21 protein-coding genes are annotated in these 22,186 nt (G+C 57.9%); 6 read left to right on the top strand and 15 right to left on the bottom strand.

The annotated features are described in order from the left end of the window. Positions 1 to 10: 10 nt before the first annotated feature. The 9 genes from KOE80_RS01935 to KOE80_RS01895 form a co-directional block, all read right to left on the bottom strand. A complete protein-coding gene (locus tag KOE80_RS01935) occupies positions 11 to 1,303 on the bottom strand; it encodes a TRAP transporter large permease (protein ID WP_035269825.1) in 1,293 nt (430 codons plus the stop codon). Continuing rightward, a complete protein-coding gene (locus tag KOE80_RS01930; RefSeq protein WP_226348223.1) occupies positions 1,296 to 1,799 on the bottom strand; it encodes a TRAP transporter small permease in 504 nt (167 codons plus the stop codon). The genes KOE80_RS01935 and KOE80_RS01930 overlap by 8 nt, the downstream gene beginning before the upstream one ends. 68 nt (positions 1,800 to 1,867) lie before the next feature. Next, positions 1,868 to 2,908 carry a TRAP transporter substrate-binding protein gene (locus tag KOE80_RS01925; RefSeq protein WP_226348222.1) on the bottom strand — a complete coding sequence of 347 codons (1,041 nt, stop codon included), beginning with the start codon at positions 2,906 to 2,908 and terminating at the stop codon, positions 1,868 to 1,870. A gap of 53 nt (positions 2,909 to 2,961) precedes the next feature. Continuing rightward, entirely contained in the window at positions 2,962 to 3,909 is a 948-nt protein-coding gene (locus tag KOE80_RS01920) for an NAD-dependent epimerase/dehydratase family protein (RefSeq protein ID WP_226348221.1), read from the bottom strand. Between the two features lie 3 nt (positions 3,910 to 3,912). Then, positions 3,913 to 4,743, bottom strand: coding sequence for a hydroxypyruvate isomerase family protein (locus KOE80_RS01915; protein ID WP_226348220.1), 831 nt, complete (start codon positions 4,741 to 4,743; stop codon positions 3,913 to 3,915). Between the two features lie 14 nt (positions 4,744 to 4,757). Beyond that, positions 4,758 to 5,654 (bottom strand): NAD(P)-dependent oxidoreductase, encoded by an 897-nt coding sequence (locus KOE80_RS01910; RefSeq protein ID WP_226348219.1) that lies wholly within the window; start codon positions 5,652 to 5,654, stop codon positions 4,758 to 4,760. A gap of 1 nt (position 5,655) precedes the next feature. Beyond that, complete coding sequence (gene ilvD / locus KOE80_RS01905) at positions 5,656 to 7,368, bottom strand: dihydroxy-acid dehydratase (protein WP_031232959.1); 1,713 nt, start codon at positions 7,366 to 7,368, stop codon at positions 5,656 to 5,658. A 35-nt stretch (positions 7,369 to 7,403) separates the two neighbouring features. Continuing rightward, the gene (locus tag KOE80_RS01900; protein ID WP_009455428.1) at positions 7,404 to 8,096 is read right to left on the bottom strand and encodes a GntR family transcriptional regulator; all 693 of its coding nucleotides are present in this window, start codon (positions 8,094 to 8,096) and stop codon (positions 7,404 to 7,406) included. A gap of 170 nt (positions 8,097 to 8,266) precedes the next feature. Further along, positions 8,267 to 8,755: an Lrp/AsnC family transcriptional regulator gene (locus KOE80_RS01895; RefSeq protein WP_035269814.1), complete on the bottom strand. Its 489-nt coding sequence runs from the start codon at positions 8,753 to 8,755 to the stop codon at positions 8,267 to 8,269. Between the two features lie 114 nt (positions 8,756 to 8,869). Between KOE80_RS01895 and KOE80_RS01890 the strand changes: the two genes are divergently transcribed. From KOE80_RS01890 to KOE80_RS01875, 4 genes are read left to right on the top strand one after another with little or no spacing between them, the layout of a single operon-like run. Further along, entirely contained in the window at positions 8,870 to 9,049 is a 180-nt protein-coding gene (locus KOE80_RS01890) for a hypothetical protein (RefSeq protein WP_021447252.1), read from the top strand. A gap of 19 nt (positions 9,050 to 9,068) precedes the next feature. Beyond that, positions 9,069 to 9,941 carry a tryptophan 2,3-dioxygenase gene (kynA, locus tag KOE80_RS01885; protein ID WP_021447253.1) on the top strand — a complete coding sequence of 291 codons (873 nt, stop codon included), beginning with the start codon at positions 9,069 to 9,071 and terminating at the stop codon, positions 9,939 to 9,941. Then, the gene (locus KOE80_RS01880; protein WP_226348218.1) at positions 9,941 to 10,846 is read left to right on the top strand and encodes an alpha/beta hydrolase; all 906 of its coding nucleotides are present in this window, start codon (positions 9,941 to 9,943) and stop codon (positions 10,844 to 10,846) included. The genes kynA and KOE80_RS01880 overlap by 1 nt, the downstream gene beginning before the upstream one ends. Further along, complete coding sequence (locus KOE80_RS01875; protein ID WP_035269810.1) at positions 10,846 to 11,223, top strand: RidA family protein; 378 nt, start codon at positions 10,846 to 10,848, stop codon at positions 11,221 to 11,223. The genes KOE80_RS01880 and KOE80_RS01875 overlap by 1 nt, the downstream gene beginning before the upstream one ends. Positions 11,224 to 11,286: 63 nt before the next feature. On the opposite strand, the gene KOE80_RS01870 is transcribed toward KOE80_RS01875, so the two are convergent. Both KOE80_RS01870 and panB read right to left on the bottom strand, forming a co-directional pair. Then, entirely contained in the window at positions 11,287 to 12,252 is a 966-nt protein-coding gene (locus KOE80_RS01870; protein WP_009456820.1) for a LysR family transcriptional regulator, read from the bottom strand. A gap of 64 nt (positions 12,253 to 12,316) precedes the next feature. After that, positions 12,317 to 13,138 carry a 3-methyl-2-oxobutanoate hydroxymethyltransferase gene (panB, locus tag KOE80_RS01865; RefSeq protein WP_009456821.1) on the bottom strand — a complete coding sequence of 274 codons (822 nt, stop codon included), beginning with the start codon at positions 13,136 to 13,138 and terminating at the stop codon, positions 12,317 to 12,319. Between the two features lie 301 nt (positions 13,139 to 13,439). Between panB and KOE80_RS01860 the strand changes: the two genes are divergently transcribed. Then, positions 13,440 to 14,294, top strand: a complete 855-nt coding sequence (locus tag KOE80_RS01860) for an aldo/keto reductase (RefSeq protein WP_022983645.1) — start codon at positions 13,440 to 13,442, stop codon at positions 14,292 to 14,294. Here the strand turns inward: KOE80_RS01860 and KOE80_RS01855 are convergent. Together KOE80_RS01855 and acnA are read right to left on the bottom strand one after the other, a co-directional pair. Beyond that, entirely contained in the window at positions 14,291 to 15,706 is a 1,416-nt protein-coding gene (locus tag KOE80_RS01855; RefSeq protein ID WP_226348217.1) for an MFS transporter, read from the bottom strand. The two genes, KOE80_RS01860 and KOE80_RS01855, sit on opposite strands and share 4 nt — an antisense overlap. Before the next feature lie 127 nt (positions 15,707 to 15,833). Further along, complete coding sequence (gene acnA / locus KOE80_RS01850; RefSeq protein ID WP_226348216.1) at positions 15,834 to 18,587, bottom strand: aconitate hydratase AcnA; 2,754 nt, start codon at positions 18,585 to 18,587, stop codon at positions 15,834 to 15,836. A 267-nt stretch (positions 18,588 to 18,854) separates the two neighbouring features. Here acnA and KOE80_RS01845 point away from each other — a divergent pair, with 267 nt between their 5' ends. Beyond that, positions 18,855 to 20,444, top strand: coding sequence for a diguanylate cyclase (locus KOE80_RS01845; protein ID WP_226348215.1), 1,590 nt, complete (start codon positions 18,855 to 18,857; stop codon positions 20,442 to 20,444). Here the strand turns inward: KOE80_RS01845 and KOE80_RS01840 are convergent. After that, positions 20,441 to 21,289: a putative RNA methyltransferase gene (locus tag KOE80_RS01840; RefSeq protein WP_226348214.1), complete on the bottom strand. Its 849-nt coding sequence runs from the start codon at positions 21,287 to 21,289 to the stop codon at positions 20,441 to 20,443. The two genes, KOE80_RS01845 and KOE80_RS01840, sit on opposite strands and share 4 nt — an antisense overlap. 80 nt (positions 21,290 to 21,369) lie before the next feature. Further along, entirely contained in the window at positions 21,370 to 22,173 is an 804-nt protein-coding gene (hutG, locus tag KOE80_RS01835; protein WP_226348213.1) for an N-formylglutamate deformylase, read from the bottom strand. Between the last annotated feature and the right edge of the window lie 13 nt (positions 22,174 to 22,186).

Below are 22,186 nucleotides of genomic sequence, written 5' to 3'. Positions count from 1 at the left end.
GAATCCGTTTTTATCCAAGGTATTTGGGCAAAAGCAGCGAGATGACCGGGAAGGCCAAAAGCACCGCCAGGCGGAAAACGTCGGCTACCACGAAGGGAATCACACCCCGATACAGCGTGCTCATCTTCACGTCGGGCAGCAGGCTTTTCAGGACCATCACGTTCATGCCCACGGGCGGGGTGATGAAGCTGATTTCCGTCACCACCACCACGATGATGCCGAACCAGATCAGGTCAAAGCCCAGGTGCTGCACCAAGGGGTAGAAAATAGGCACGGTCAGCAAGACCATGGACATACTTTCCAACACACTGCCCAGCACGATGTAAATCGCGCAAATCAGCAGAATCACCACGATCGGGCTCATATCGAACTGTTGCACCCAATCCTGCAAATCGCCAGGCATGGAGGTGAAGTTGATGAAGCTGGAAAACAGCAAGGCTCCGATCAGCACCATGAACAGCATCCCCGTGGTACGCGCCGACTCGACCAGCACGTTGGAAAGCACTTGCCAGGTCAAACGGCCACGCAACAGCGCGAACAGGAAGGCACCACACGCACCAATCCCCGCCGCTTCGGTAGAACTGAAGATCCCGCCGTAAATACCGCCCATGACGATGATGAACAGCACCAGCACGCCCCAGACATCGCGCAACGCAAGCAAACGCTCTTTCCAGCTCATGCGCTCGCCGGGAGGGCCCGCATTGGGGTCACGCCAGATCGTCCAGCGCACCGCCAGAAGATAGAAAATAATGGCCAGCAGGCCCGGCAAAATACCGGCAGCAAACATCTTGCCTATGCTCTGCTCGGTCAAGATGGCATAGACCACCATGACAATAGAGGGCGGAATCAGAATGCCCAGCGTGCCACCGGCAGCGATGGAACCGGAAGCCAGCGCACGGCTATAGCCCAGTCTGCGCATTTCCGGATAAGCCACCTTGGACATGGTGGCCGCTGTTGCCAGGCTGGAGCCACACACGGCACCAAAGCCACCACAGGCCACCACCGTAGACATGGCCAAACCACCTTTACGATGGCCCAGGAAGGCATACGCCGCGGCATACAGTTCTTTGGACAACTTGGCTTGAGTAATGAAATTACCCATCAAGATGAACAACGGCAACACGGACAGCAAATACTGAAATCCGCTTTCACGCACGACTGCGCCGGTCATGGCATAGGCAGAAGGCCAATTGCGCATGATGCCAACGCCAATAAAGCCCACCAGGGCCATGGAAAACGCCACCGGCACCCGCAGGAAGATCAAGAGGAGCATGGCTGCAAAGCCAATCAGTGCTTCAGTCATTCTGTGCCTCTTCTTCCAGATGGGCGGTGTCTGCGTTCAGATCCCGGCGAAGCTGAGCCAGCTCCACGATGGTGTTGACGAACAGCATGATGCTCATGAAATAAACAACCGGAGCCAATGGCAGCCCCAGCAAAGTGGTCTGATCCAGGTATTCGGCCGCCGACTCGGCTTGTGTCCAGCTGACCATGGCCAGCAAGGCACTGATTCCAGCAGCCAGCAGGTGGCTGGTGACATGGACGACACGGACACCCTTCTCCCCACCCGGAATAGGCACTACATCAACAACAACGTGTTCACGCGCCATGGTGGCAAACACGATGCCGCAGAAAATGACACCTACCATCAGTATTTCGGTCAGCTCTACCGCCCCCATGACCGATACGTTGAAAATGTAGCGCCCTAATACATCAGCCAGAGTCAGCAAGGCCAGCGAGACCATGCATAACTCGGTCAAACGTCGAAGACCCGCTCTTAATAAAGAGAGAATGGAGTTCATGCTTTGTAGCTCCGGGGCTGCTGGCGCACGAGGCGCACAGCAGGTTCAAGACAGTCTGCGTGTGCTGATCAATTCGCGCTTTCCCGCTGCTTCAGGTCGGCACGAAACTCGGCCAGTACAGCAGGCCCGTCTATGCCCTTGGCCTTGGCAGCATCCAGCCATGCCTGCTCGAAGGACGCTGTGCGCTCTTTGACGGCGGCAATCAGCTCATCGCTGGCAGGATGAAACTGCACCTTGTGCTCTTCCAGGATCTTCATGGCGGCCACGTCTGCATCCCCCCAGGCCTTGCCGCCCAGGCGAGCAATATGCTCACCGGACAGGCTCATCAGAATCTCGCGGTCTTTTTCAGACAAACGATCAAAGGCGCTCGGGTTCATGATGATGCCGTGCAGATCCGCATAGAGGCCACCGGGAAAAACCGTGGCGTGCTTGACCACCGTATCCAGGCGGAAAGAGGCCACAGATTCGGGCGGGAACAGCACGCCGTCCACCACGCCGGTGCTCAGCAGCTCATACGATTCGGAGGCTGGCTTCACAACCGCGTTCACCTTCAGGGCCTTGGACAAGTCGGCCTGCATACCACCACCAATGCGCAGCTTCAGGCCCTCGAAGTCGGCAATGTTCTGTACCTGCTTGTCAGTGGTGTAGACGCTGCCTGGGCCGTGTCCATAAATGCCTAGCAATTTGATACCGCGATGCTCTTTGGCATCTTGCAGGTACTTGCTATAAATGTCCCAGGCCCCCAGCGAAGTAGACTCGGCGCTATTGCCCGAGAAGGGCAGCATGGCAAACTTCATCAAATCAAAATTGCCGGGGTAATAGGAATAGGAAATAAAGGCCAGATCCACAATCCCATTGCGTACCGCATCCAGGTGCCCTACCGGGTTGGTCACGGCCTTGGTCAGAAAGTTGATCTTGACGCGCCCTTCAGTGGCCTGCTCCACCTCTTTGGCCCAGGGCTTCATGAAGTTCGCCACCAGCACATGCGTTTGCGGAATCCAGGCAGAGAAAGTCAGCTCCACAGGCTTGTCCGCTTTTGCGGGACCAGCTGCCACTGCTAGGCTGGTTAAGGCCATACCCAACAGGCGAGAAATCCATCGGTTCTTCATGGGGAAATCCTTTTTTGGTGGTAGATCGTTATAGGTATAGTTAGCCAGGCCCGTCAGGAGACAAGGGCCTGCTCAATCAAGGTTTCGGCATCGCCGTCATGATGCATACCCAACTGCGTGGCGATTGCCGTTGTCAAAGGCGGCCACTGGGCAAACTGCTGGTCAAACTGAGGGTTGGACTGAAAGCTCAATCCCGCATCGGCCCCCCGGCCATAGCGGAATTTGGCAGCCTGTACCAGGTCTGCCACCTGAAGACGCTGGGCGGGAAGATTCCACACCCGACCAGCGGGCAAGCGAGCGGCTTCCAGGCTCGCTGTTGTCAGAAGGTGCTGCACACAGGCGGGCAAGGAAAGCAGCCAGATCCAGCCTTGCGGGCCGATGGGGCACTCGTAAGTGCTTCCAGCAGCCAAGGCATGGATCAAAGAGCTGGCAAATGAAGACAAGGCCGTTTCAGCAGTCATGGGGCGGGCAACCACAGTAGGCAAACGAACCGAGCGGCCATCCAGAAAACCCCGGCGGCTGTAATCGGCAAGCAGCAGTTCCACCATCCGCTTCTGCGTTCCGTAACTTAAAGTGGGTGCGACGGGCGTGTTGTCATCCACCTGCTGGGGCAGTGGCGTACCAAAGACACCGATACTGCTGGCATACACCACAACGGGACACTGGCCTTGCTGTCGCAGATGCTCAAACAAGCCTATCGTGCCGTCTATATTGACGCGCAAACCCCGTGCAAAATTCTCTTCAGCCAGCCGGCTGGTCACCGAGGCCAGATGGAAAACCGTGTCGGGTGCTGGCGTTAGCACCGCCCCCAGCACGGCTTTATCGGACAAGTCACCACTAATGCAACGCAGTCCAGGCAGGTGGGGATAGCCTTGCTCTTCAAAAGCCAAATCCGTCAGCGTCAGGCTTTGAATCTCATTAGCCGCAAGCAGTTTGGCCGCCGCACGAGCAAGCGCTTGACCGATGTAGCCGTTGGCGCCGGTAATCAAGACGTGCTTCATGGCTTATCTCCCGGCAGCCTGCATGCAAGCAGCATCACGCTGACGTGGCGCAGCCAGCACACCACGATCACGCAAGGGCTGGCACCAAGCCAAACCTTCTGAAGGCAAGCCGCGAGGCTGATACTCGCAACCCAGCCAGCTGTCGTAAGCCAAGGCGGGCAAAGCGGCTACGCCTGCCAGCAAATCATGCTGTGCAAGATCAGGCTCGTAGCGACCATCGGCACCCGCGATCTGCACATAGCCAATCCAGGGAGCACAGACTGCCACGCTGGACGGGACATCCAGACTTTCTTTGACGCAGTGGTAGTAATCAAACTGCAGACGCAGGCGCGGGGAGTTGAAATGCTGGAGCACCTCAATGACCTGCTCGGGCAAATAATAGAAGTACCCGGCCATATCGCTGCGGTTGAGCGCCTCCAGCGTCAGCACCAGATCATCCGCTTCAGCCAGGGCCAAAGCCTGTTCCAGATTACTGAGCAGTGCGGCCCGACAGTCTTGCTGTGCAAAAAGGCTGACGTCACCCGCCATCACATGAATACGGCGGCAGCCGGTAGCCTGTGCCACAGCACGGGCGCGATCAAAGGCTTCCTGAAACTGCGCCTGTGCGCCGGGAATGGCCGCCCAGCCCAAACGGCCCTGCCCCTCGCCTATCGGCGTATTGATCAGTGTCAGTTCCAGCTTGGCGGATTGCAACTGACTGGCGTACCAGTCGGGTGCATAGTCATAGGGCAGTAAAATCTCGACGCCCTGAAAACCGTCAGCCGCTGCAGCCTCGAAACGTTCGCTCCAGTCCAGATGCCGATACAACCAGCTGAGATTAGCGGATAGTTGCATGGGAGCCGCCTGTCTTATGCGTCTATCTGGCGAAGGAAGGCGTCACGCTGCTCAGGCAGCACAACGCTGACCAAGGCAGACACTTCGGCCTGACCCAAACCCATGGCGCTTGCCACGCGCAACATTTGCTGCACGCTGGCCGCAACCGGCATAGGCGCACCGCTTTGTTGAGCATTGGCGATCAAGGTGTCGATATCCTTGAGCATGGTCGAGAGCGCACCGATGCTTTTCGCCTGGGCTTCTATCATGCGCGGGGCAAAGATCTGCAAGGGCTTGGAGTCCGCCCAGCCGCCCGCCAGCGCCGGTGCCAGCTTGTCCACATTGATGTTATTGCGCTGGGCAAAGCCAATGGCTTCGGCCAGCGCCGCAATCGAGGTCGCCACGATGGCCTGATTGCACAGCTTGGTCGCCTGCCCGGTACCGGAAGGCCCCATATGCGTAATATTGCCGGCATAGGCGCGCATGGCGGCCTCGGCTTCAGCCATATGGGTTTCACTACCGCCCGTCATGATGGCCAGGGTACCGGCCTCCACGCCGGGAATACCGCCAGACACCGGGGCATCAATCCAGTCCGCTCCGCAGCTTTCCAGCAAACGGGCGGCCAATTTGCGTGTGGCCTCGGGGTCGATACTGGAGTGATCCACCAGCCATTTAAGGCCCGTTGCCTGAGCAATCCCGTCCGCACCGAACACCACAGCCTCGGCAGCCTTGGCATCAAACAGGCATAACAAGACGCCGTCGGTGCCTTCAGCCGCTTCACGTGGCGTGCCCACAATCTGCGCGCCGAGCGCTGCCAGCGGTTCGGCCTTTTCTCTGGAGCGATTCCAGACTTTGACCTCGTGACCCGCTTTCAGCAGGCGCTGCACCATGGCAGCACCCATCAATCCCAAACCGCAAAAACCGAGTTTCATCTTATACGTCCTCAAGCTGCTCTTGCGGCCACTCGGCAGCACCCGAATGAGTCACTGCCCCTTCATTGGTCGGTCCAACCAAGCGTGCGTACTTCTCCAGCGCGCCAGCCAAACGATCTCGTACGAAGGGTTTCCATTGCTCTCTGCGTGCAGCCAGCTCCTCGTCGGACACATGCAGCTGCATGCTGCTTTGCGTGGCATCGATGGTGATACGGTCGCCGTCGCGCACCAAGCCGATGTTCCCACCGGCTGCCGCCTCGGGGCTGGCATAGCCAATACACATGCCACGTGTCGCGCCGGAGAAACGGCCATCGGTCAGCAGTGCTACTTTCTCGCCATTGCCATGGCCGTAAATAGCCGCAGTAACGCTTAACATCTCGCGCATGCCGGGGCCGCCTTTGGGTCCTTCGTTGCGGATGATCAGTACATCGCCAGTCTCGTAGGCCTGCTTGGATACCACGGCCATGCAATCTTCCTCGGTTTCAAAGACGCGAGCACGGCCTTCAAAAACCAAAGACTTCAAGCCGGCAATCTTCAGCAAGGCGCCATCGGGGCACAGATTGCCCTTGAGCACGACCAGACCGCCCGACGCATGGATGGGCTGATCGCTGCTACGCACGATACGGCCATCCACATCGGGGAAGCTCTCCAGGGCTTCGGCCAAGGTTTCGCCGGTAATGGTCAACACATCGCCGTGTAGGTGGCCGCTTTTCAGCAGTGCCTTGAGCACTACAGGCACCCCACCGATCACGTCCAGATCGCGAGCCAGATAACGGCCGCCAGGCTGCAGGTCGGCAATCAGCGGCGTGCGGTTGAACACTTCGGCCAGATCGTCCATGGTGAAACGAATGCCCACTTCGTGTGCAATGGCAGGGATATGCAAGGCCACGTTGGTCGAGCCGCCAGTCGCTGCAACAGCCGCTGCGGCATTTTCCAGACTCTTGCGGGTGATGAGATCACGCGGCAAAGGCCCCCCGTTTTCCAGAATCTCCATCACGCGGCGACCAGCTCGGCGAGCCAGTGCGTGCCGCTGGCTGTAAACCGCCGGGGTGGTCGACGAACCCAGGAAGGACATGCCCAAAGCCTCTGCCACCATACCCATGGTATTGGCGGTGAACTGGCCCGGACAGGAGCCCACGGTCATGGCACAGGTGCGCTCAATGCCGTGCAGTTGCTCCAGGGAAATCGCCCCAGTCTGATAACGACCCACACCCTCAATGGCAGTCAGCACCGTGTTTTCAGTGCCATCGGGCGAGTAGCCCGGCAACATGGAGCCACCGTAAATGAAAACCGAAGGGACATTGAGGCGCGCCATGGCCATCAGGGTGCCGGGCAGCGTCTTGTCGCAACCGCCCAAACCAACCAGAGCGTCATAGGCATGGCCACGCACGGCTATTTCCATGCTGTCGGCAATCATCTCGCGCGAGACCAGACTCATGCGCATGCCAGCGTGGTTCATGGAGGTGCCATCGGACACGGAAATCGTGTTCATCATGACGGGTACACCACCACCTTGGGCTACACCCAGGCGCACGCTGTCTGCTTGTGGGCCCAGCGATTTGGAACAGGGTGTGTTGTCTCCGGCGGTGCCAATGATGGCGACCATCGAACGGTCCAGATCATCATCGTCCAGGCCTGTTGCACGCAGAAAGGCTCGGTGTGGGGTGCGAGTCACGCCCTCGGTCACTGCTTTTGATCTATGTTTTTTTAGCATGGTCTTTGGTGGTGATGAGTAGTTGAGAGATCGACTTAATCGGCCAGGTCCAAGCGGTCGAAGATCCAGGAAACATCTTCCTGAATGTATTGGCGCGCCTGGGCAAAATTGCCCGCGCGCAGCGCTTTGACGGTGGATTCGTGCAGGTGATCGGCAGAGTCTTCGTTGTGCAGCTGCTCGCGGGTTTCACGCAAGTAAGCGCCCGACTGCAGCCACAGGCTCTCGATCATGGCGAGCATGACGGGAGACTGAGCAGCTCCGTAAATCGTGAAATGAAAGATCCGGTTTTTTTCCAGACTGCTGGCCACGCCTTTGGGCGTGCGGCGCTCTTGGGTGATTTCTTGCGCCAGTTGTTCCAGCTGATCCAGCACGGACGGAGTCAGGAAAGGCCCCGCCCATTCGGTGACGGTGCCTTCGATCAAAACACGGGCGCGGCGAATATCGCTCAGGCAGGCTTTGGTGATCAAAGGAACACGGGTAGTGCCGTTAGGCAAAGGCTCCAGCCCCTGCTGTGCCACCAGACGGCGCAGTGCTTCGCGCACGGGCATGGTGCTGGTGCCCAGCGCATCGGCCAGGTACTGAATGCCAAGCACTTGGCCCGCACGGTACTCACCGTGCATCAGCTTGTTACGTAGGGCTTGATAGACCGCTTCGTTGACGGATTGCCGAACGATGGGTTGAAAAGCTTCGAGCGGAGCGCTTGTGCTTGCAGCATCTGAATGTTTCATTAAATTCCGTCACAACGTGAATTCGAGCAAAGATTTGTGATTTTTGATCAATTCTAAGGACGGACTTCTACGACAACAAATCAGAGCTAACCCTTAGCCACCTGATTCGTGATGAGCGACTCGACACGCTTTGTGAGCGAGCCGCGCATCAGCTTTTGCAGAGCACTTGATCAGGCTGCAGGGCCGGCCATTGCTGGGATTGGCAGTGCGTTAAGGCCCTTGAATTCCTGCAAGGAAAAACTGGTCTGCGCTTGCCGGACACCGGGTAAACGATGCAATTTTCGTTGCAACAATTCCGAATAGCTGTCCAGATCCTTGGCCACGACCATCAGCAAAAAATCCGCCGGACCGGCAATGCCGTGGCACATCACCACCTCCGGAATATCGCGCACAGCCTCTACAAATTGCACCGAACGCTCTTCATTTTGAAAGTCCACACTGATGCTGACAAAGGCCACCACGCCATAACCCAGGCCACGACGATCCAGCCGGGCGTGGTAGCCTGAAATAAGCCCGGCTTCTTCCATGCGTCGAATCCGACGCCAGCAAGGCGACTGCGATATACCCACTTTTTGCGCCAGCTCGCTTGTTGTCAGCCGGGCGTTTCCTTGCAGCTCGGCCAGCAAACTGCCATCCACCTGATCCAGTTCTATTTGCATAAAAAAACCCGTTTTTTAAGTTTTTCAGAAAAAGTTATGCTTCTATAAAAAACAGCTTGGCGCAAGACCCTTAAATCCATAAGATCAACGCATAAATTTAAGTGGGATGAAATTATGAAACCACAGACCCATTTCAGCTTTACCCCTATGCCCGCCTACTCAGGTGACCGCATCCTGCCGCTGATGGAGACCTTCGGGCAAGATGCATTGCAAACTCCTCTCGGCGCGCAACGCGACTTTGATTTTCTATCGACCCACGCGACCTGTTCCACAGGTCGCGCAGATCATTATTAACGTACCGGGAACAGAACAAATGAATGCTTCCAAAGCATCGGCTGACAAGGGAATCAGCGAGACAGAGCGCATTGTTTCGGAAGAAAAAGCGCAGTTGGATTTCAGCCAATCCATGAGCTATGGCGACTACTTGCACCTGGACGAGGTGCTGGGCGCTCAGCACCCGCTCTCGCCTGCCCACGACGAAATGCTGTTCATCATCCAGCACCAGACCAGCGAACTCTGGATGAAACTGATGCTGCATGAAGTGACCGCCGCCACTGCAGCCATCGCAGCCGACCGCTACGCCGACACCTTCAAGATGATGGCGCGGGTCTCGCGCATCATGGAGCAGCTGGTCAGTGCCTGGACCGTGCTCTCGACCATGACCCCGCCGGAATACACGGCGATGCGCCCTTATCTGGCCAGCTCCAGCGGTTTTCAAAGCGCGCAGTATCGCTGCATTGAATTTGCTCTGGGCAACAAGAATGCGGCCATGCTCAAGCCCCATGCCCATAGGCCAGACCTGCTCCAGATGGTCGACAAGGCGTACCGTGCCCCTTCGCTCTATGACGAGTCGCTGCGCCTGCTGGCCCGCCAGGGCTTTGCCATTCCCGCCGATCACCTGGACCGTGACTGGACACAGCCCTACGAAGCCAGCCCCGAGGTGGAAGCTGCATGGTTGGAGGTCTACCGTGACCCGCATGCACACTGGGATCTATACCAGCTGGGCGAGAAGCTGACCGACATTGAGGACGCCTTCCGTCTTTGGCGTTTCCGCCATGTCACGACTGTTGAGCGCGTCATCGGCTTCAAACGCGGCACGGGCGGCACAGGCGGCGTCAGTTACCTGCGCAAGATGCTCGATGTGGTGCTGTTCCCCGAGATCTGGACTGTTCGGACCGCGCTGTAATGCAAGCCCCACAGGACTTACTCTCCGCGCAGGAGCGCGAACGTGAATACTCGCCCAGTTCCTGTATAGGCGGGAACTACGCACCCTATATCGAGGACTACGCCACACTTAGCGCAGCAGCTTTGCAAAACGGAGCTCGGCATGCCGAGCTTGCCTATGGCAATGCCGCCGCGCATAAGCTTGACCTCTTTTTACCTGCACCCCGCGACTCGGAATCCCTCCCGCCGCTGCTGCTATTTATTCATGGCGGCTACTGGCAGGAGCTTTCCAAGGCTTCCTCTTTATTCTCGGCCCCGGACTGCACCGAGGCCGGCATTGCCTTTGCCGCCATTGAGTACACCTTGGCACCGCAAGCCTCTGTCCACGACATGGTGCTGGAGTGCCGCCAGGCTCTGCGCTGGCTGCATCAACATGGCGAAGAACTGGGCTTTGACCCGCAACGTATCGTCGTGTCTGGCAGTTCTGCCGGCGCGCATCTGGCTGCCATGTGCTGCTTGCGTGGATGGAAAGATGATGCCGATTTACCCGTAGGGGCACCCGCAGCGGCGGTACTCGTTTCAGGCATTTACGACCTGCAGCCCCTGATTGGCACCAGCATCAATGAGGCACTGTCTCTGGACACGGCGAGCGCACAAGCGATCAGCCCCCAACTGCTTGATCTGACGGGCTTTCCGCCCGCCATCATCAGCTGGGGAGAAATCGAAACCTCGGAGTTCAAACGCCAGAGTCAGGCTTTTGCCGATGCGCTTGATGCACTAGGTGTCCGGTATCTGCCCCCCATCGAAATGCCAGCACGCAACCACTTCGATGTCATTCTTGACCAGGCTCGTCCCAACACCCGCTTGGGCGATGCCACGCACGCGCTCTTTGCGTCCTTGCCGGTCACCCCTACTCGGAGCAAGTGATGAAACAAGTTGTCGACGTCGGACTGCCACCCCTGAAGCAAGCGTTTTCCTGGGCCGTCAAAGCCAAGGGGGAAATGCTGTTTACGGTGAACGGACCTGTGCGGCCGGACGGCAGCATTGATACGGGAAGCATCGAGCAGCAAGCTCGCCTGACCTTTGCCAATCTGCAACGGGCCACGCAAGCGGCCGGGGGCAGCCTGGAAAATGTCACCCAAGTGCTGATCTACATGACCGATGTTGCCGACATGGACAGCATCGACAAGGTGTACAGAGAGTTTTTCTCCGCGCCCTTCCCCAACCGCGCCAGTGTTGGCGTTGCAGCCTTGGTGGAGCCGGGCATGAAGCTGGAAGTTCTGGCGTACGCGATGATCCCCTAAGGCCTGCAGAGGCGGACGAGCATCCAGCCAAGCCGCCCGAGCCTTGATCAACAAGCGTGTTGATTACAGCGAGTCAAACGGATCCTGGGTGCTTGGCAAACCGGTGTCATCCCCCAGCACAAAGCGCGGGATAAATTGCAGCACATACTGCCGCATGGCCTCGACCAGGCGCTGCGCATCCGGACGCAGTTCGCGGGATCGCAAGGACACCACACCGACCATATAAGGCACATGGATATCAATCGGGCGCAACACGACGTTGGGCAGTGGCAGGCCGTGGGCGGTAAAGGGGTCAATCAAGGACACGCCTACCCCTTGGCTGGCCAGAACCAGGCCTTCCAACGAGGAGGCAACCTCGATATGACGGATATCTTCCGGGGCTTCCGGACTGGCACGCAGCAAGGCGGTTGCCAGGGTATGACGCAAGCGGTGGCGGTTCTGGATGGAAATCAGGGGGGTGCCCTGAATATCACTGAGACGCACCAGTTCCTGTTTGGCCAGGGGATGATTGACGGCCATGCCCAGCAGGCAGGGGCTTTGACCTGACCAATGCAAGGTGCAGCCATCAATGTCCAGCGGCAAACTGGTCACCGCCAGATCGGCCCGTCCTTCGTCAATGGCTTGCACCACTTCTTCCGGCTTTACCGTATCAATAATCAGCTTTTGCTTGAAGGCCGGATCGTGCTGCTCCATGATGCCCAGCGCTTGCGGCACCAGGCCAATCGCCAAGGCGTGAGTAGTCACGATGCGCAGGGGTCGCAGGCCCCCACGGGCGATTTCCAGAGCGCGGCTTTGCAGCACCTCCAGATTCATCAGCACGGGCCGGGCTTCCAGATAGAACTCGCGCCCTTGTTCAGTCAAGGTGACCTGCGGACGGGTGCGGGTAAAAAGCCTGAAGCCCAGTTCCTGTTCCAGCTCCTGGATCTGGCGGCTAACCACTGGCTGAGAGCGGTCCAGCAGTCTGCCAGCAGCGGTAACACTGCCAGCAGACATTACCGCTGCAAAGGCTTCTAATTGGCGAATTTCCATGTCGTTCTATGTGAATGCCGCATTTATCAACACGGAATATTCTAATGCGGAATAGTTAGCCGGACTAGCGTTTCACACCGAAACATTGATCCAGCGTGGGGAAAGAACCATCACGCACTTCAGCCGCGTATTGACCGGCTGCCTGGGAGATCAAGGCACCCACATCCGCGTAGGGTTTGGCGAACTTGGGGATCTTGCCATTGGTCAGACCCAGAATGTCTTCCGTCACCAGAACCTGGCCATCACATGCGGGGGACGCACCGATACCGATGGTCGGAATGGCGATGGTTTCAGTAATACGGCGACCCAGACCTTCTGCCACCCCTTCCAGCACCACCCCCCAGGCACCCGCCTGTGCGTGAGCCACCGCGTCTTCCAGCACACGTTGGGCAGCCGCATCTGTCATGCCTTGAGCCTTGTAACCGCCCATGGTGTTGACGTACTGGGGCATCAAACCCACGTGTGCCAGCACGGGCACACCGCGCTCGACCAGGAAGCGCGTGGTTTCAGCCATGGCCTGACCGCCTTCCAGCTTCACCGATTGGGCACCGCTGATGGCGAGCATACGCGATGCATTGGCAAATGCCTGCTGGGGTGATTCCTGATAGCTGCCAAACGGCATATCCACGACAATACAAGCATGTTGAGTCGCACGCACCACGGCAGCAGCATGGGCCGCCATCATATCGACCGTAATGCTTAAGGTATCGGGCATGGCATAGCCCACCATAGCGGTCGAATCGCCCACCAGAATCATATCCAGGTGCTCGTCCAGCATACGTGCGATAGGCGCGATGTAGGCTGTTAATGAAGCAATTTTTTGTTTGCCCTTGCAGGCGATCAAGGCGGGTACGCTAACGCGGACCTGCGTGGTATGTACGCTCATACTTACTCCAGCTGGAATCCCATAGAGCTAAAGCTTATATGGGATTATGAATGATGCAGATTGCAACATCTTAAGAAAAAATCCAGTCGACGCCTCTATAATCGCCGCAGGACAAAAAACAATAAGCTAATTTCCTGCCTACGTACAAGCTTCGCGTGTCCATCCCATGCGGATTCAGGTCCTTTTAAGGACTTTTGCTTTGACACCGCCTGTACTCTAGAGCCCGATCGTTCCCAATGCGCGGTGGTTTCATCAGCCATGTCCTGGCTGTTTTGCCGTGCACTCAACCGAGGAGAGACCTATGTCGACTACCCCCCCAACAATCACCTTCCACGACGATAACCGTGCGCCACAACTGGGCATGGGCGTGTGGCAGGTACCTGCCGAGCAAACGGCCGATGTGGTGTGCAGTGGCATCGAAGCAGGCTACCGCCTGATCGATACCGCCGCCATCTACGGTAACGAGGCCGAGGTGGGCCAAGGGATTCGTCAGTCCAAGGTGCCACGCGAAGAGCTGTTTGTGACCACCAAGCTGTGGAATGACATGCATGGCCACGACAATACCCGTGCAGGCTTTGAAGAAAGCATGGACAAGCTGCAGCTGGATTATGTGGATCTGTACCTGATTCACTGGCCCGTGCCCAAGAACCGCCAGTACATCCAGACTTGGGAAACGCTGATCAATCTGCGCAATGAAGGTCGTGTGAAGTCGATTGGGGTGTGCAACTTCCTGCCCCAGCACCTGCAAACCTTGCTGGACAAGACAGGTGTGTTGCCCGTACTGAACCAGATCGAGCTGCACCCCGGCTTTCAGCAGGCTGAATCGCGCCATTACCACGAAGACCACGCCATCCAGACGCAAGCCTGGAGCCCGCTGGGATTGGGCACGCTGTGGGACAACCCGGTGTTGAACAAGATTGCCAAGGAACATGGCCGTTCCGTGGCGCAAATCATGCTACGCTGGCAGATTCAGCTGGGCAATATGGTGATTACCAAGTCCAACTCCCCCGAGCGCCAGCGCGACAATATGGACATTTTCAGCTTTGAGCTAAGCGAAGCCGATATGGCCGCCATTGCCAGCCTGGATCAGGCCGACGGCCGTCTTGGCCCGGATCCAGAGCTGTTCCGCCTGCCCAAAAGCACCGTCCAGGACTAAGCCTTGGGGCGCACCCGACGCGCAGGCCCGGACAAGAAGGCTGCAAGAAGGGGCGCCAGGGCAAACAACCACAGCAGAGCCTGCGCCGACTGGCGTGCGCCCTGCACCCCACCGGGGTCCACAAAGCCCGAGGCTGTCGTAATGATTCCTGCCAAGGCCGCACCCAATGCCATCGTGAACAACTGCAAGGTGGTAATGGCGGCCGAGGCAATATTCTCCTGCCCCTTGGGCGCGGAATGAAATACCCGCGTCAGCAAATGCGGCCAGGCCAGACCAATTCCCACTCCGACTCCCAATAAAGACAGATACAAGGCCCAGGAATAGTCCGTCCCTTCACTCAAGCCTACCCACGGGATAAAGACGCCCAAGGCAGCCAATGACAAGCCCGAGAGCACAGGCCCGGCAATAATCATGCGATCCCCGGTTTTCAGCCCCCGACTGGAGCTGGCAATAGAACCCAGGGTCCAGCCGCCTGACATCAAGGCCGTCAGATAGCCTGCTTTCAGCGGGCTCATGTGGTGGATGATCTGCAGGAAATAGGGAATGAAAATTTCCGTTGCCACGGCCACGCTGACCAGACCAATACCGGCATACAGACTGCCCAAGGCCGTGCTGATGGAGTAAGTGCCCTGCGGAAACAGGCGACTGGTGGACTTGCTGTCGACACGCGCCATCAAATAAACCAGAATCGCCCCGCCCAGCACACCGGCCAGATTGATCATCCAGGAAGTAGACAGGCTACCTGCGGACATGACCAGCACAGAAGCGGTCAGCAGCAATACCTTGCCCAAAGTGGAACCGGATTTACGGGTTTCAGGTGCACGCGCATCGCGCAATTGCGTCCAGACCAGGATCGCCAGCAAAGCAGCACATGGCAGGACACTCCAGAAGGCCAGACGCCACTGCCCCATCTGGGCAAATACCCCACCAATCGCCGGGCCCGACAAGGTTGCCACACCCCACATACTGGATACCAAGGCCATGACGCGCGGCCAAAGTCGCTCTTCAAATACCAGCCGGATCGAAGAATAGCTCAGGCCCAGCAGCAAGCCACCGCCCAAACCTTGAATCGTGCGGGCAAAGAGCAGGAAAGGCATGGAAGGCGCTGCCGCGCACAGGGTCGTGCCAATGGCAAAGAACAGCAAGGACATCAAAAAGCTGTAACGCAGACCCAGTTTTTCCAGAACTTGTGGCGACAGGGCCGAGCCCAGAATCGAGGCCACCACAAATAGCGTGGTATTCCAGGCGTAGTACTCCAGCCCGCCGATATCCTCCACCACCGAGGGCAGAATCGTAGTCGCCACGTACACGTTGATCGCATGAACGGCCACGCCCCCGGCCAAGGCCAGTGAGCGCAAGCCATTACGGCCAGACAGGAGTTCAGACCAAGACGCTTCTTGGGTATTTGCCATTTTTCTTTATCCAAACAAAGAGCCGGCAACCGTGCCGGCCCTTCAAACACACCAGTGCGCCAGTTGCACAGGGCACAACTGACGCACTGTTGGGCGTGCATGCACACGCCTGGGCCTGCTACGGGGCTTACGCCTTCAACAAGCCCCGCAAAACGTACTGCATGATGCCGCCGTGACGGTAGTAATGCGCTTCGCTAGGCGTATCAATTCGGACCAGAGCCTCGAACTCGATATCGCCCGCACGCACTTTGACCTTCTCGGGAATCTTGTCCTGATTCAGGGCGGTAATGCCTTCGATATCAAAGACTTCATCCCCCGCCAGGCCCAAGGTTTCGGCGTTCTGGCCAGCCGGGAACTGCAAAGGCATCACGCCCATGCCCAGCAGGTTGCTGCGGTGAATACGCTCGTAGGACTCGGCAATGACTGCACGGACGCCCAAGAGCACCGTGCCTTTGGCCGCCCAGTCACGCGAAGAACCCGAACCGTATTCCTTGCCGGCCAGAATCACCAGCGGGACAGCGGCATTCAAGTAATTGCGCGAGGCATCGTAAATCGTGGCTACTGGTGCGCCATCTTGCGTGAAGTCGCGTGTATAGCCGCCTTCTGTACCCGGAGCCAATTGGTTGCGCAGACGCACGTTAGCGAAAGTGCCGCGAATCATGACTTCATGGTTACCGCGACGCGAGCCGTAAGAGTTGAAATCCTGCGGTTTGACGTCGTGATCCATCAAGTACGTTGCCGCAGGCGAGGTACGCGCAATCGAACCGGCGGGGCTGATGTGGTCGGTTGTCACCGAATCACCCAGCTTGGCCAGCACGCGAGCACCGCGAATGTCCGAGACAGGGCTTGGATCGCGCTTCAGGTCAATGAAGTAAGGCGGTTTGCGCACGTAGGTGGAATCATCCTGCCACTCGAAACGATCCCCTTTGGGGGTAGGCAGAGAGCGCCAGCGCTCGTCACCGGCGAACACATCGGCATAACCATCACGATACATATCCGAGGCAATCGCCTTGCTGATCACATCCTGCACTTCAGCGGCAGACGGCCAGATGTCTTTCAGGAATACATCCTTGCCATCGCTGCCCTGCCCCAAAGGCTCGTGGTACAGGTCAATATCCATGGTGCCCGCCAAGGCGTAGGCGACCACCAGCGGTGGCGACATCAGGTAGTTCATCTTCACTTCGGGGTGAATACGGCCCTCGAAGTTGCGGTTACCGGACAGCGTGGACACCACGGCCAGATCGTTCTGGTTAATGGCCTGGCTGACCTCTGGAATCAAGGGGCCAGAGTTACCAATACATGTAGTGCACCCATAGCCAACCAGATCAAAACCGAGCTTGTCCAGATAGGAAGTCAGGCCTGCACGCTGGTAGTAGTCCGTGACCACGCGCGATCCGGGGGCCAGACTGGTTTTCACCCAAGGCTTGCGGCTCAAGCCCTTTTCCACGGCTTTCTTGGCCAACAGACCGGCGGCCATCATGACGCTGGGGTTGGAGGTATTGGTACACGAGGTAATGGCGGCAATCACCACTGAACCGTGATCCAGCTCACACTGGCTACCATCGGCCAAGGTGAATTTCACAGCAGCTTTACGGGGTGCTGGCGGCTTATGCGAAGGCACGTCCGACGCGGGGAAACTTTCTTCCACGGCCTCATCGTAGGTCGCTACATCGTCACCCAGCAAGTCGCGCACAGCGGTACGGAATGCAGGCTTGGACGAGGACAGCGCAATGCGGTCCTGGGGACGCTTGGGGCCAGCAATCGAAGGAACAACGGTGGACAGATCCAGCTCCAGGCGCTCGGAGTAGCGAGGCTCGTGCTGCGGATCGTGCCACAGGCCCTGAACCTTGGCGTAGGCACGTACCAGTTCGATCTGCTCTTTGCTGCGGCCCGTCAGCTCCATATAACGCAGGGTTTCCTCGTCGATGGGGAACATGGAGATGGTGGAGCCGTATTCAGGGCTCATATTGCCGATAGTGGCACGGTTGGCCAACGGCACAGCGCTGACGCCGGGGCCGTAGAACTCCACAAACTTGCCGACCACCCCATGCTGACGCAGCATATCGGTAATCGTCAGCACCAGGTCGGTAGCCGTGGTGCCCTCAGGCATTTGGCCCGTCAGCTTGAAGCCCACAACGCGGGGGATCAGCATGGAAATGGGCTGGCCCAGCATGGCGGCTTCGGCCTCGATACCGCCTACGCCCCAGGCCACCACGCCCAGACCGTTCACCATAGGCGTGTGCGAGTCCGTGCCCACACAGGTATCGGGATACGCCAGCTGACGGCCTTGTTCATCGCGCGTAAAGACCACGCGGGCCAAATGTTCCAGGTTCACCTGGTGAACAATACCGGTGCCCGGTGGCACGACCTTGAAGTTATCAAAAGCACTTTGGCCCCAGCGCAGGAACTGGTAGCGCTCCATATTGCGCTCGTATTCGATTTCCACGTTGCGTTCAAACGAGCTGGGCTTGCCAAAGTCGTCCACGATCACCGAGTGGTCAATAACCAGCTCTACCGGTGCCAGGGGGTTGATTTTTTGCGGATCACCACCCAAGGCCTGCATGGCTTCACGCATGGCGGCCAGGTCCACAACGGCTGGCACGCCGGTAAAGTCCTGCAGCACAACGCGTGCGGGGGTAAAGGCGATTTCACGATCGGGCTCGGCAGCAGGGTCCCAGGCGGCCAGGGCGCGAATATCATCGGCCGTGACATCGCCACCATCTTCAGTGCGCAGCAAGTTTTCCAGCAGGATCTTCAAGCCATAAGGCAGGCTGGCAACATCCAGGCCATCTCCACGAACCGCATCTAACCGATAGTAGTCGTAGGACTGCCCGCCGACATCCAACTGGTGCAAAGCCTTAAAACTATCTACGCTTTTCATATCGGGATCTCCATGGAAAAGTGCCGGCCGATACCATCCAATCTACCCAGCCAGCGATACACATGTGGTAACTGTCTATTGGTCTAGACCATTTCACATCTTACACTCTGGCGTAATCCCCTGCCCTGCGCGACGTCCTTCCTGTGGCCTTAGGTCACACCTCCTCAAACTCGGAAACATTCTTTACGTATAATGTTTTAGGCGTCTTACGCCCGTCTGTTCGGCCTCCCCCGCCCCTCCCTTTACTTCGAGCGTTCGCCCATCCTCATGTTTTTTGTTGATCTGCGCCGGCTGATTCTCTTGCTGGCTACTGCCAGCAGTCTGCTGACCATGGGCTACACCTTGTATGGAGCCTATTCAGCGGAGCGTTCCTTGCTGATCGAGCAAGCTCTGGAAAAGAACCGCGCCTACGCGCTGAAACTGGCCAGCAGCACCGATGCCTTCATCGCCAATTTGCAACAGCAACTTCGTTATAGCGCCAACGAACTCTCCCGTTCCCTGAATCAGGGCAACGAGCCCATGCTACGTGACGAAGTCAGGCGCCTGAAAGAACAAAACAACAGCTTTAACTCGGTTTTGATTCTGAATACCGAGGGCCGGGTTCTGGCCAATGCTCCCCAACAGCTCAACCTGCTTGGCACGACACTGCGGGGGGAAGGCACGCAACTGGCACTGAAAACCCGGAAACCCGTGGTCAGCCCACCCTATCTGTCCGCCACCGGGCGCTTGCTGATCTTCCTGTCGCACCCGATTTTTGATGCAGAAGGCAATTACAAAGGCCTGGTAGGTGGTTCCATCTACCTGCACGAGCCCAATAGCCTGAACGCCTTGCTGGGCGAGCACTTTTACCGTGATGGTTCTTACATTTATGTAGTTGACCAGCACAAACGGCTGATTTTTCACCGTGACGTCGCCCGGATTGGCGAAGTCATACACGGCAACCCGGCCATTGACGCTGTCAGCCAGGGCGAGAGTGACGCTCTGTCCCTGCGCAACGTGAAGGGCGTAGACATGCTGGCCGGTTTCGCGCCCAGCAACGATGTGAAATGGGGAGTCGTGGTGCAAAGCCCCACCAAAGTGGTGCTGGATGAATTAACGGTCCTGCTGGGCAAAGTACTGCGCAATTCCATCCCCTTTTTCCTGGCCGTGCAGATCCTGATCTGGATGTTGGCCATGCTGATCGCCAAACCCTTGCGACAACTGGCTCGTCAGGCTCCGCATCTGGATTCAGCCAAGGCCAGCTCGCGCATCGAACAAGTTCATGCCTGGTATTTTGAGTCCCGCCAGATCAAGCTGGCCATGTTGCTGGGCTTGAAACGTGTTAATCGCAAAATGGGCGTCATGGATGTGGAGCGCAATACCGACCCGCTGACCGGCCTGAACAACCGCCGGGGCATGGCTGTTGTGCTACAGCAATGGAAGGAAACGGACACGCCCTTTTCCGTGCTGACGGTGGATATCGACCACTTCAAGCGCGTGAACGACACCTACGGGCACGATGTGGGCGATCTGGTGCTGAGCTTTCTGGCCGACACCATGCGGGCCTGCACCCGCGATACGGACCTGATCTGTCGGGTCGGGGGTGAAGAGTTCTGTATTTTTCTGCCCGATCAGGATGTAGACCAGGCCGTGCAACTGGCCGAGCGCCTGCGCATTTTGATCAGCGAAACCAATAGCCCAACTGGCTCACCCATTACGATTTCCATTGGGTTGGCGCACTGGCCCTTGCATGCCCGAGAACACAGCACAGTGTTGAAACTGGCGGACGAAGCGCTTTACAAGGCCAAGCGCAATGGACGCAACCGCGTAGAAATTTGCGATCCTGTCGCCAGCGACGCTCAGAGCAGATCAGCTTAAAGACGGCGCAAGACCTTGATACGCACATCCACCTGAAGATCCAGGCTCGTCAATTGGCGAGCCTGCTCCAGCCCTTGCGCGCTGGCTCGGAACAAATGGGGCGTCATCAAGAGCAGATCGGCAATTTTCTCTTGTGAATCAAGGCTGATCTGACAACGAACACGTTCAACAGCTTCCAGACTGAAACCGACCGGGGACTGCAAAGTCTCGTCCTTATCGGCTTTCAAGGTCGGATAAATAATGCGGCGCAGCTCCAGCAAATGGTCTGGGCCCGCTTCAACCTGCACCCAGATACCGCCCGGCTTCAGCGCGCGCAAGAACTCCTCGGGCACGGCAAAACCAAACATGCACAGCAAGGCATCCAAAGCACCATCCGGCACGGGCAATTGAGCATTGCTACCCACCAGCCAACGTATGTCCGAGGAACTGCGCGCCGCCGCCATGACAGCCCACTTGGAAATATTCAGACCAATCAGGGCCAACTGCCCTTCCTGATCCTGCTGACGCAAATAACGCGGGTAATAGCCTTCGCCACAGCCCGCATCCAGGCAGGCATAAGGCGCCTCCCCTTCCAGGCCATCCATCAAGGCACGCCACACGCCAGCGGCGATAGGCTCGTACACCCCGGACTCCAGATAACGACGCCGCGCCGCCACCATTTCCTTGCTGTCGCCCGGATCGCGTGAACGCTTGTTTTGTACAGGAAGCAGATTGATATAGCCCTGGCTGGCCGTATCGAAACAATGGCCCGAGGGGCAGCGCCAGCTGGGAGCCTCAAACGAGAGCGGCAAGCCGTCCAAAGGACAGCACAGTTTCTCGAACAAGGGCGGGGAAAGGTCAGACATGAATGAATCGCTCTACGGCCACCGTGGCCAAGGCGATAGTGTAGCGCCCCGGCCTGTCTATGCCGGGGCTCAGGATGAATTTACGACTTGGTCGCAAAAGCCAGCGCGTCGCGCAGCAAGGCCTCGATCAGGGGCTGGATGTTACGGGCCGCCTCTTCCTTGTACTCAAAGGGCCACTGCTCTTCCATGTAACAGCACTGCGCCATTTCCAGCTGCACAGCATGGATGTTCTGCTCGGGACGTCCGTAGTGGCGGGTAATGTAACCACCTTTGAAACGACCATTCAACACGCTGCTGTAGTCTTTGTTGGCCGAGGCGGTTTTCATCAGACGTTCGCTCAAGGCTGGATCGCAACTCTGACCATTGGCAGTCCCGAAATTCAGATCCGGCAGACGGCCTTCAAAAAAGCGCGGCACGACCGAACGAATCGAATGCGCATCCCACAGGACCACACGGCCATGCAGGGCCAGCAAACGCGTCAGCTCTTCTTCCAGCTTCTGGTGATACGGCAACCAGATGGTCTCGCGACGCTGAGCAACCTCACGCTCGTCCGGTTCCTGGCCAGGTTGGTAAATGGGTTCATCGCCAAACGTGTCCACGGGACACAGGCTGGTGACGCTTTGACCGGGATACAGGCTGGCATTGTCCGGCGGGCGGTTCTGATCCACCACAAACCGCGAGTACGTCGCCACCAGCACGGACGCACCCAGTTTCTGGGCGCACTCATACAAGCGTGGAATATGCCAATCCGTATCCGGCACCTGACGCGCTGACTCCGTAAAACGCGCCTGCAAGTCCGAAGGCACGTAGGTGCCCGAGTGGGGCATGGAAATCAACAAGGGGGCAGTGCCCGGGTAAAACTCAAAGGCAGCAGGTACGGTCATGGCAGACTCCAGT

The organism is Alcaligenes sp. 13f, assembly GCF_020496585.1.
GTDB classification, from domain to species: Bacteria; Pseudomonadota; Gammaproteobacteria; order Burkholderiales; family Burkholderiaceae_B; genus Alcaligenes; species Alcaligenes phenolicus.
This window is presented reverse-complemented; position numbering and strand designations above follow the sequence as displayed.

What these genes read in the sequence shown, in the direction of transcription:
- KOE80_RS01920 (WP_226348221.1), bottom strand. Translation starts at nt 3,909, where the DNA reads ATGAAGCACGTCTTGATTACCGGCGCCAACGGCTACATCGGTCAAGCG.
- KOE80_RS01910 (WP_226348219.1), bottom strand. Translation starts at nt 5,654, where the DNA reads ATGAAACTCGGTTTTTGCGGTTTGGGATTGATGGGTGCTGCCATGGTG.
- KOE80_RS01855 (WP_226348217.1), bottom strand. Translation starts at nt 15,706, where the DNA reads ATGGCAAATACCCAAGAAGCGTCTTGGTCTGAACTCCTGTCTGGCCGT.
- KOE80_RS01880 (WP_226348218.1), top strand. Translation starts at nt 9,941, where the DNA reads ATGCAAGCCCCACAGGACTTACTCTCCGCGCAGGAGCGCGAACGTGAA.
- KOE80_RS01900 (WP_009455428.1), bottom strand. Translation starts at nt 8,096, where the DNA reads ATGAAACATTCAGATGCTGCAAGCACAAGCGCTCCGCTCGAAGCTTTT.
- KOE80_RS01890 (WP_021447252.1), top strand. Translation starts at nt 8,870, where the DNA reads ATGAAACCACAGACCCATTTCAGCTTTACCCCTATGCCCGCCTACTCA.
- KOE80_RS01845 (WP_226348215.1), top strand. Translation starts at nt 18,855, where the DNA reads ATGTTTTTTGTTGATCTGCGCCGGCTGATTCTCTTGCTGGCTACTGCC.
- KOE80_RS01840 (WP_226348214.1), bottom strand. Translation starts at nt 21,289, where the DNA reads ATGTCTGACCTTTCCCCGCCCTTGTTCGAGAAACTGTGCTGTCCTTTG.
- KOE80_RS01930 (WP_226348223.1), bottom strand. Translation starts at nt 1,799, where the DNA reads ATGAACTCCATTCTCTCTTTATTAAGAGCGGGTCTTCGACGTTTGACC.
- acnA (WP_226348216.1), bottom strand. Translation starts at nt 18,587, where the DNA reads ATGAAAAGCGTAGATAGTTTTAAGGCTTTGCACCAGTTGGATGTCGGC.
- KOE80_RS01875 (WP_035269810.1), top strand. Translation starts at nt 10,846, where the DNA reads ATGAAACAAGTTGTCGACGTCGGACTGCCACCCCTGAAGCAAGCGTTT.
- kynA (WP_021447253.1), top strand. Translation starts at nt 9,069, where the DNA reads ATGAATGCTTCCAAAGCATCGGCTGACAAGGGAATCAGCGAGACAGAG.
- KOE80_RS01895 (WP_035269814.1), bottom strand. Translation starts at nt 8,755, where the DNA reads ATGCAAATAGAACTGGATCAGGTGGATGGCAGTTTGCTGGCCGAGCTG.
- KOE80_RS01860 (WP_022983645.1), top strand. Translation starts at nt 13,440, where the DNA reads ATGTCGACTACCCCCCCAACAATCACCTTCCACGACGATAACCGTGCG.
- ilvD (WP_031232959.1), bottom strand. Translation starts at nt 7,368, where the DNA reads ATGCTAAAAAAACATAGATCAAAAGCAGTGACCGAGGGCGTGACTCGC.
- hutG (WP_226348213.1), bottom strand. Translation starts at nt 22,173, where the DNA reads ATGACCGTACCTGCTGCCTTTGAGTTTTACCCGGGCACTGCCCCCTTG.
- KOE80_RS01935 (WP_035269825.1), bottom strand. Translation starts at nt 1,303, where the DNA reads ATGACTGAAGCACTGATTGGCTTTGCAGCCATGCTCCTCTTGATCTTC.
- panB (WP_009456821.1), bottom strand. Translation starts at nt 13,138, where the DNA reads ATGAGCGTACATACCACGCAGGTCCGCGTTAGCGTACCCGCCTTGATC.
- KOE80_RS01925 (WP_226348222.1), bottom strand. Translation starts at nt 2,908, where the DNA reads ATGAAGAACCGATGGATTTCTCGCCTGTTGGGTATGGCCTTAACCAGC.
- KOE80_RS01915 (WP_226348220.1), bottom strand. Translation starts at nt 4,743, where the DNA reads ATGCAACTATCCGCTAATCTCAGCTGGTTGTATCGGCATCTGGACTGG.
- KOE80_RS01870 (WP_009456820.1), bottom strand. Translation starts at nt 12,252, where the DNA reads ATGGAAATTCGCCAATTAGAAGCCTTTGCAGCGGTAATGTCTGCTGGC.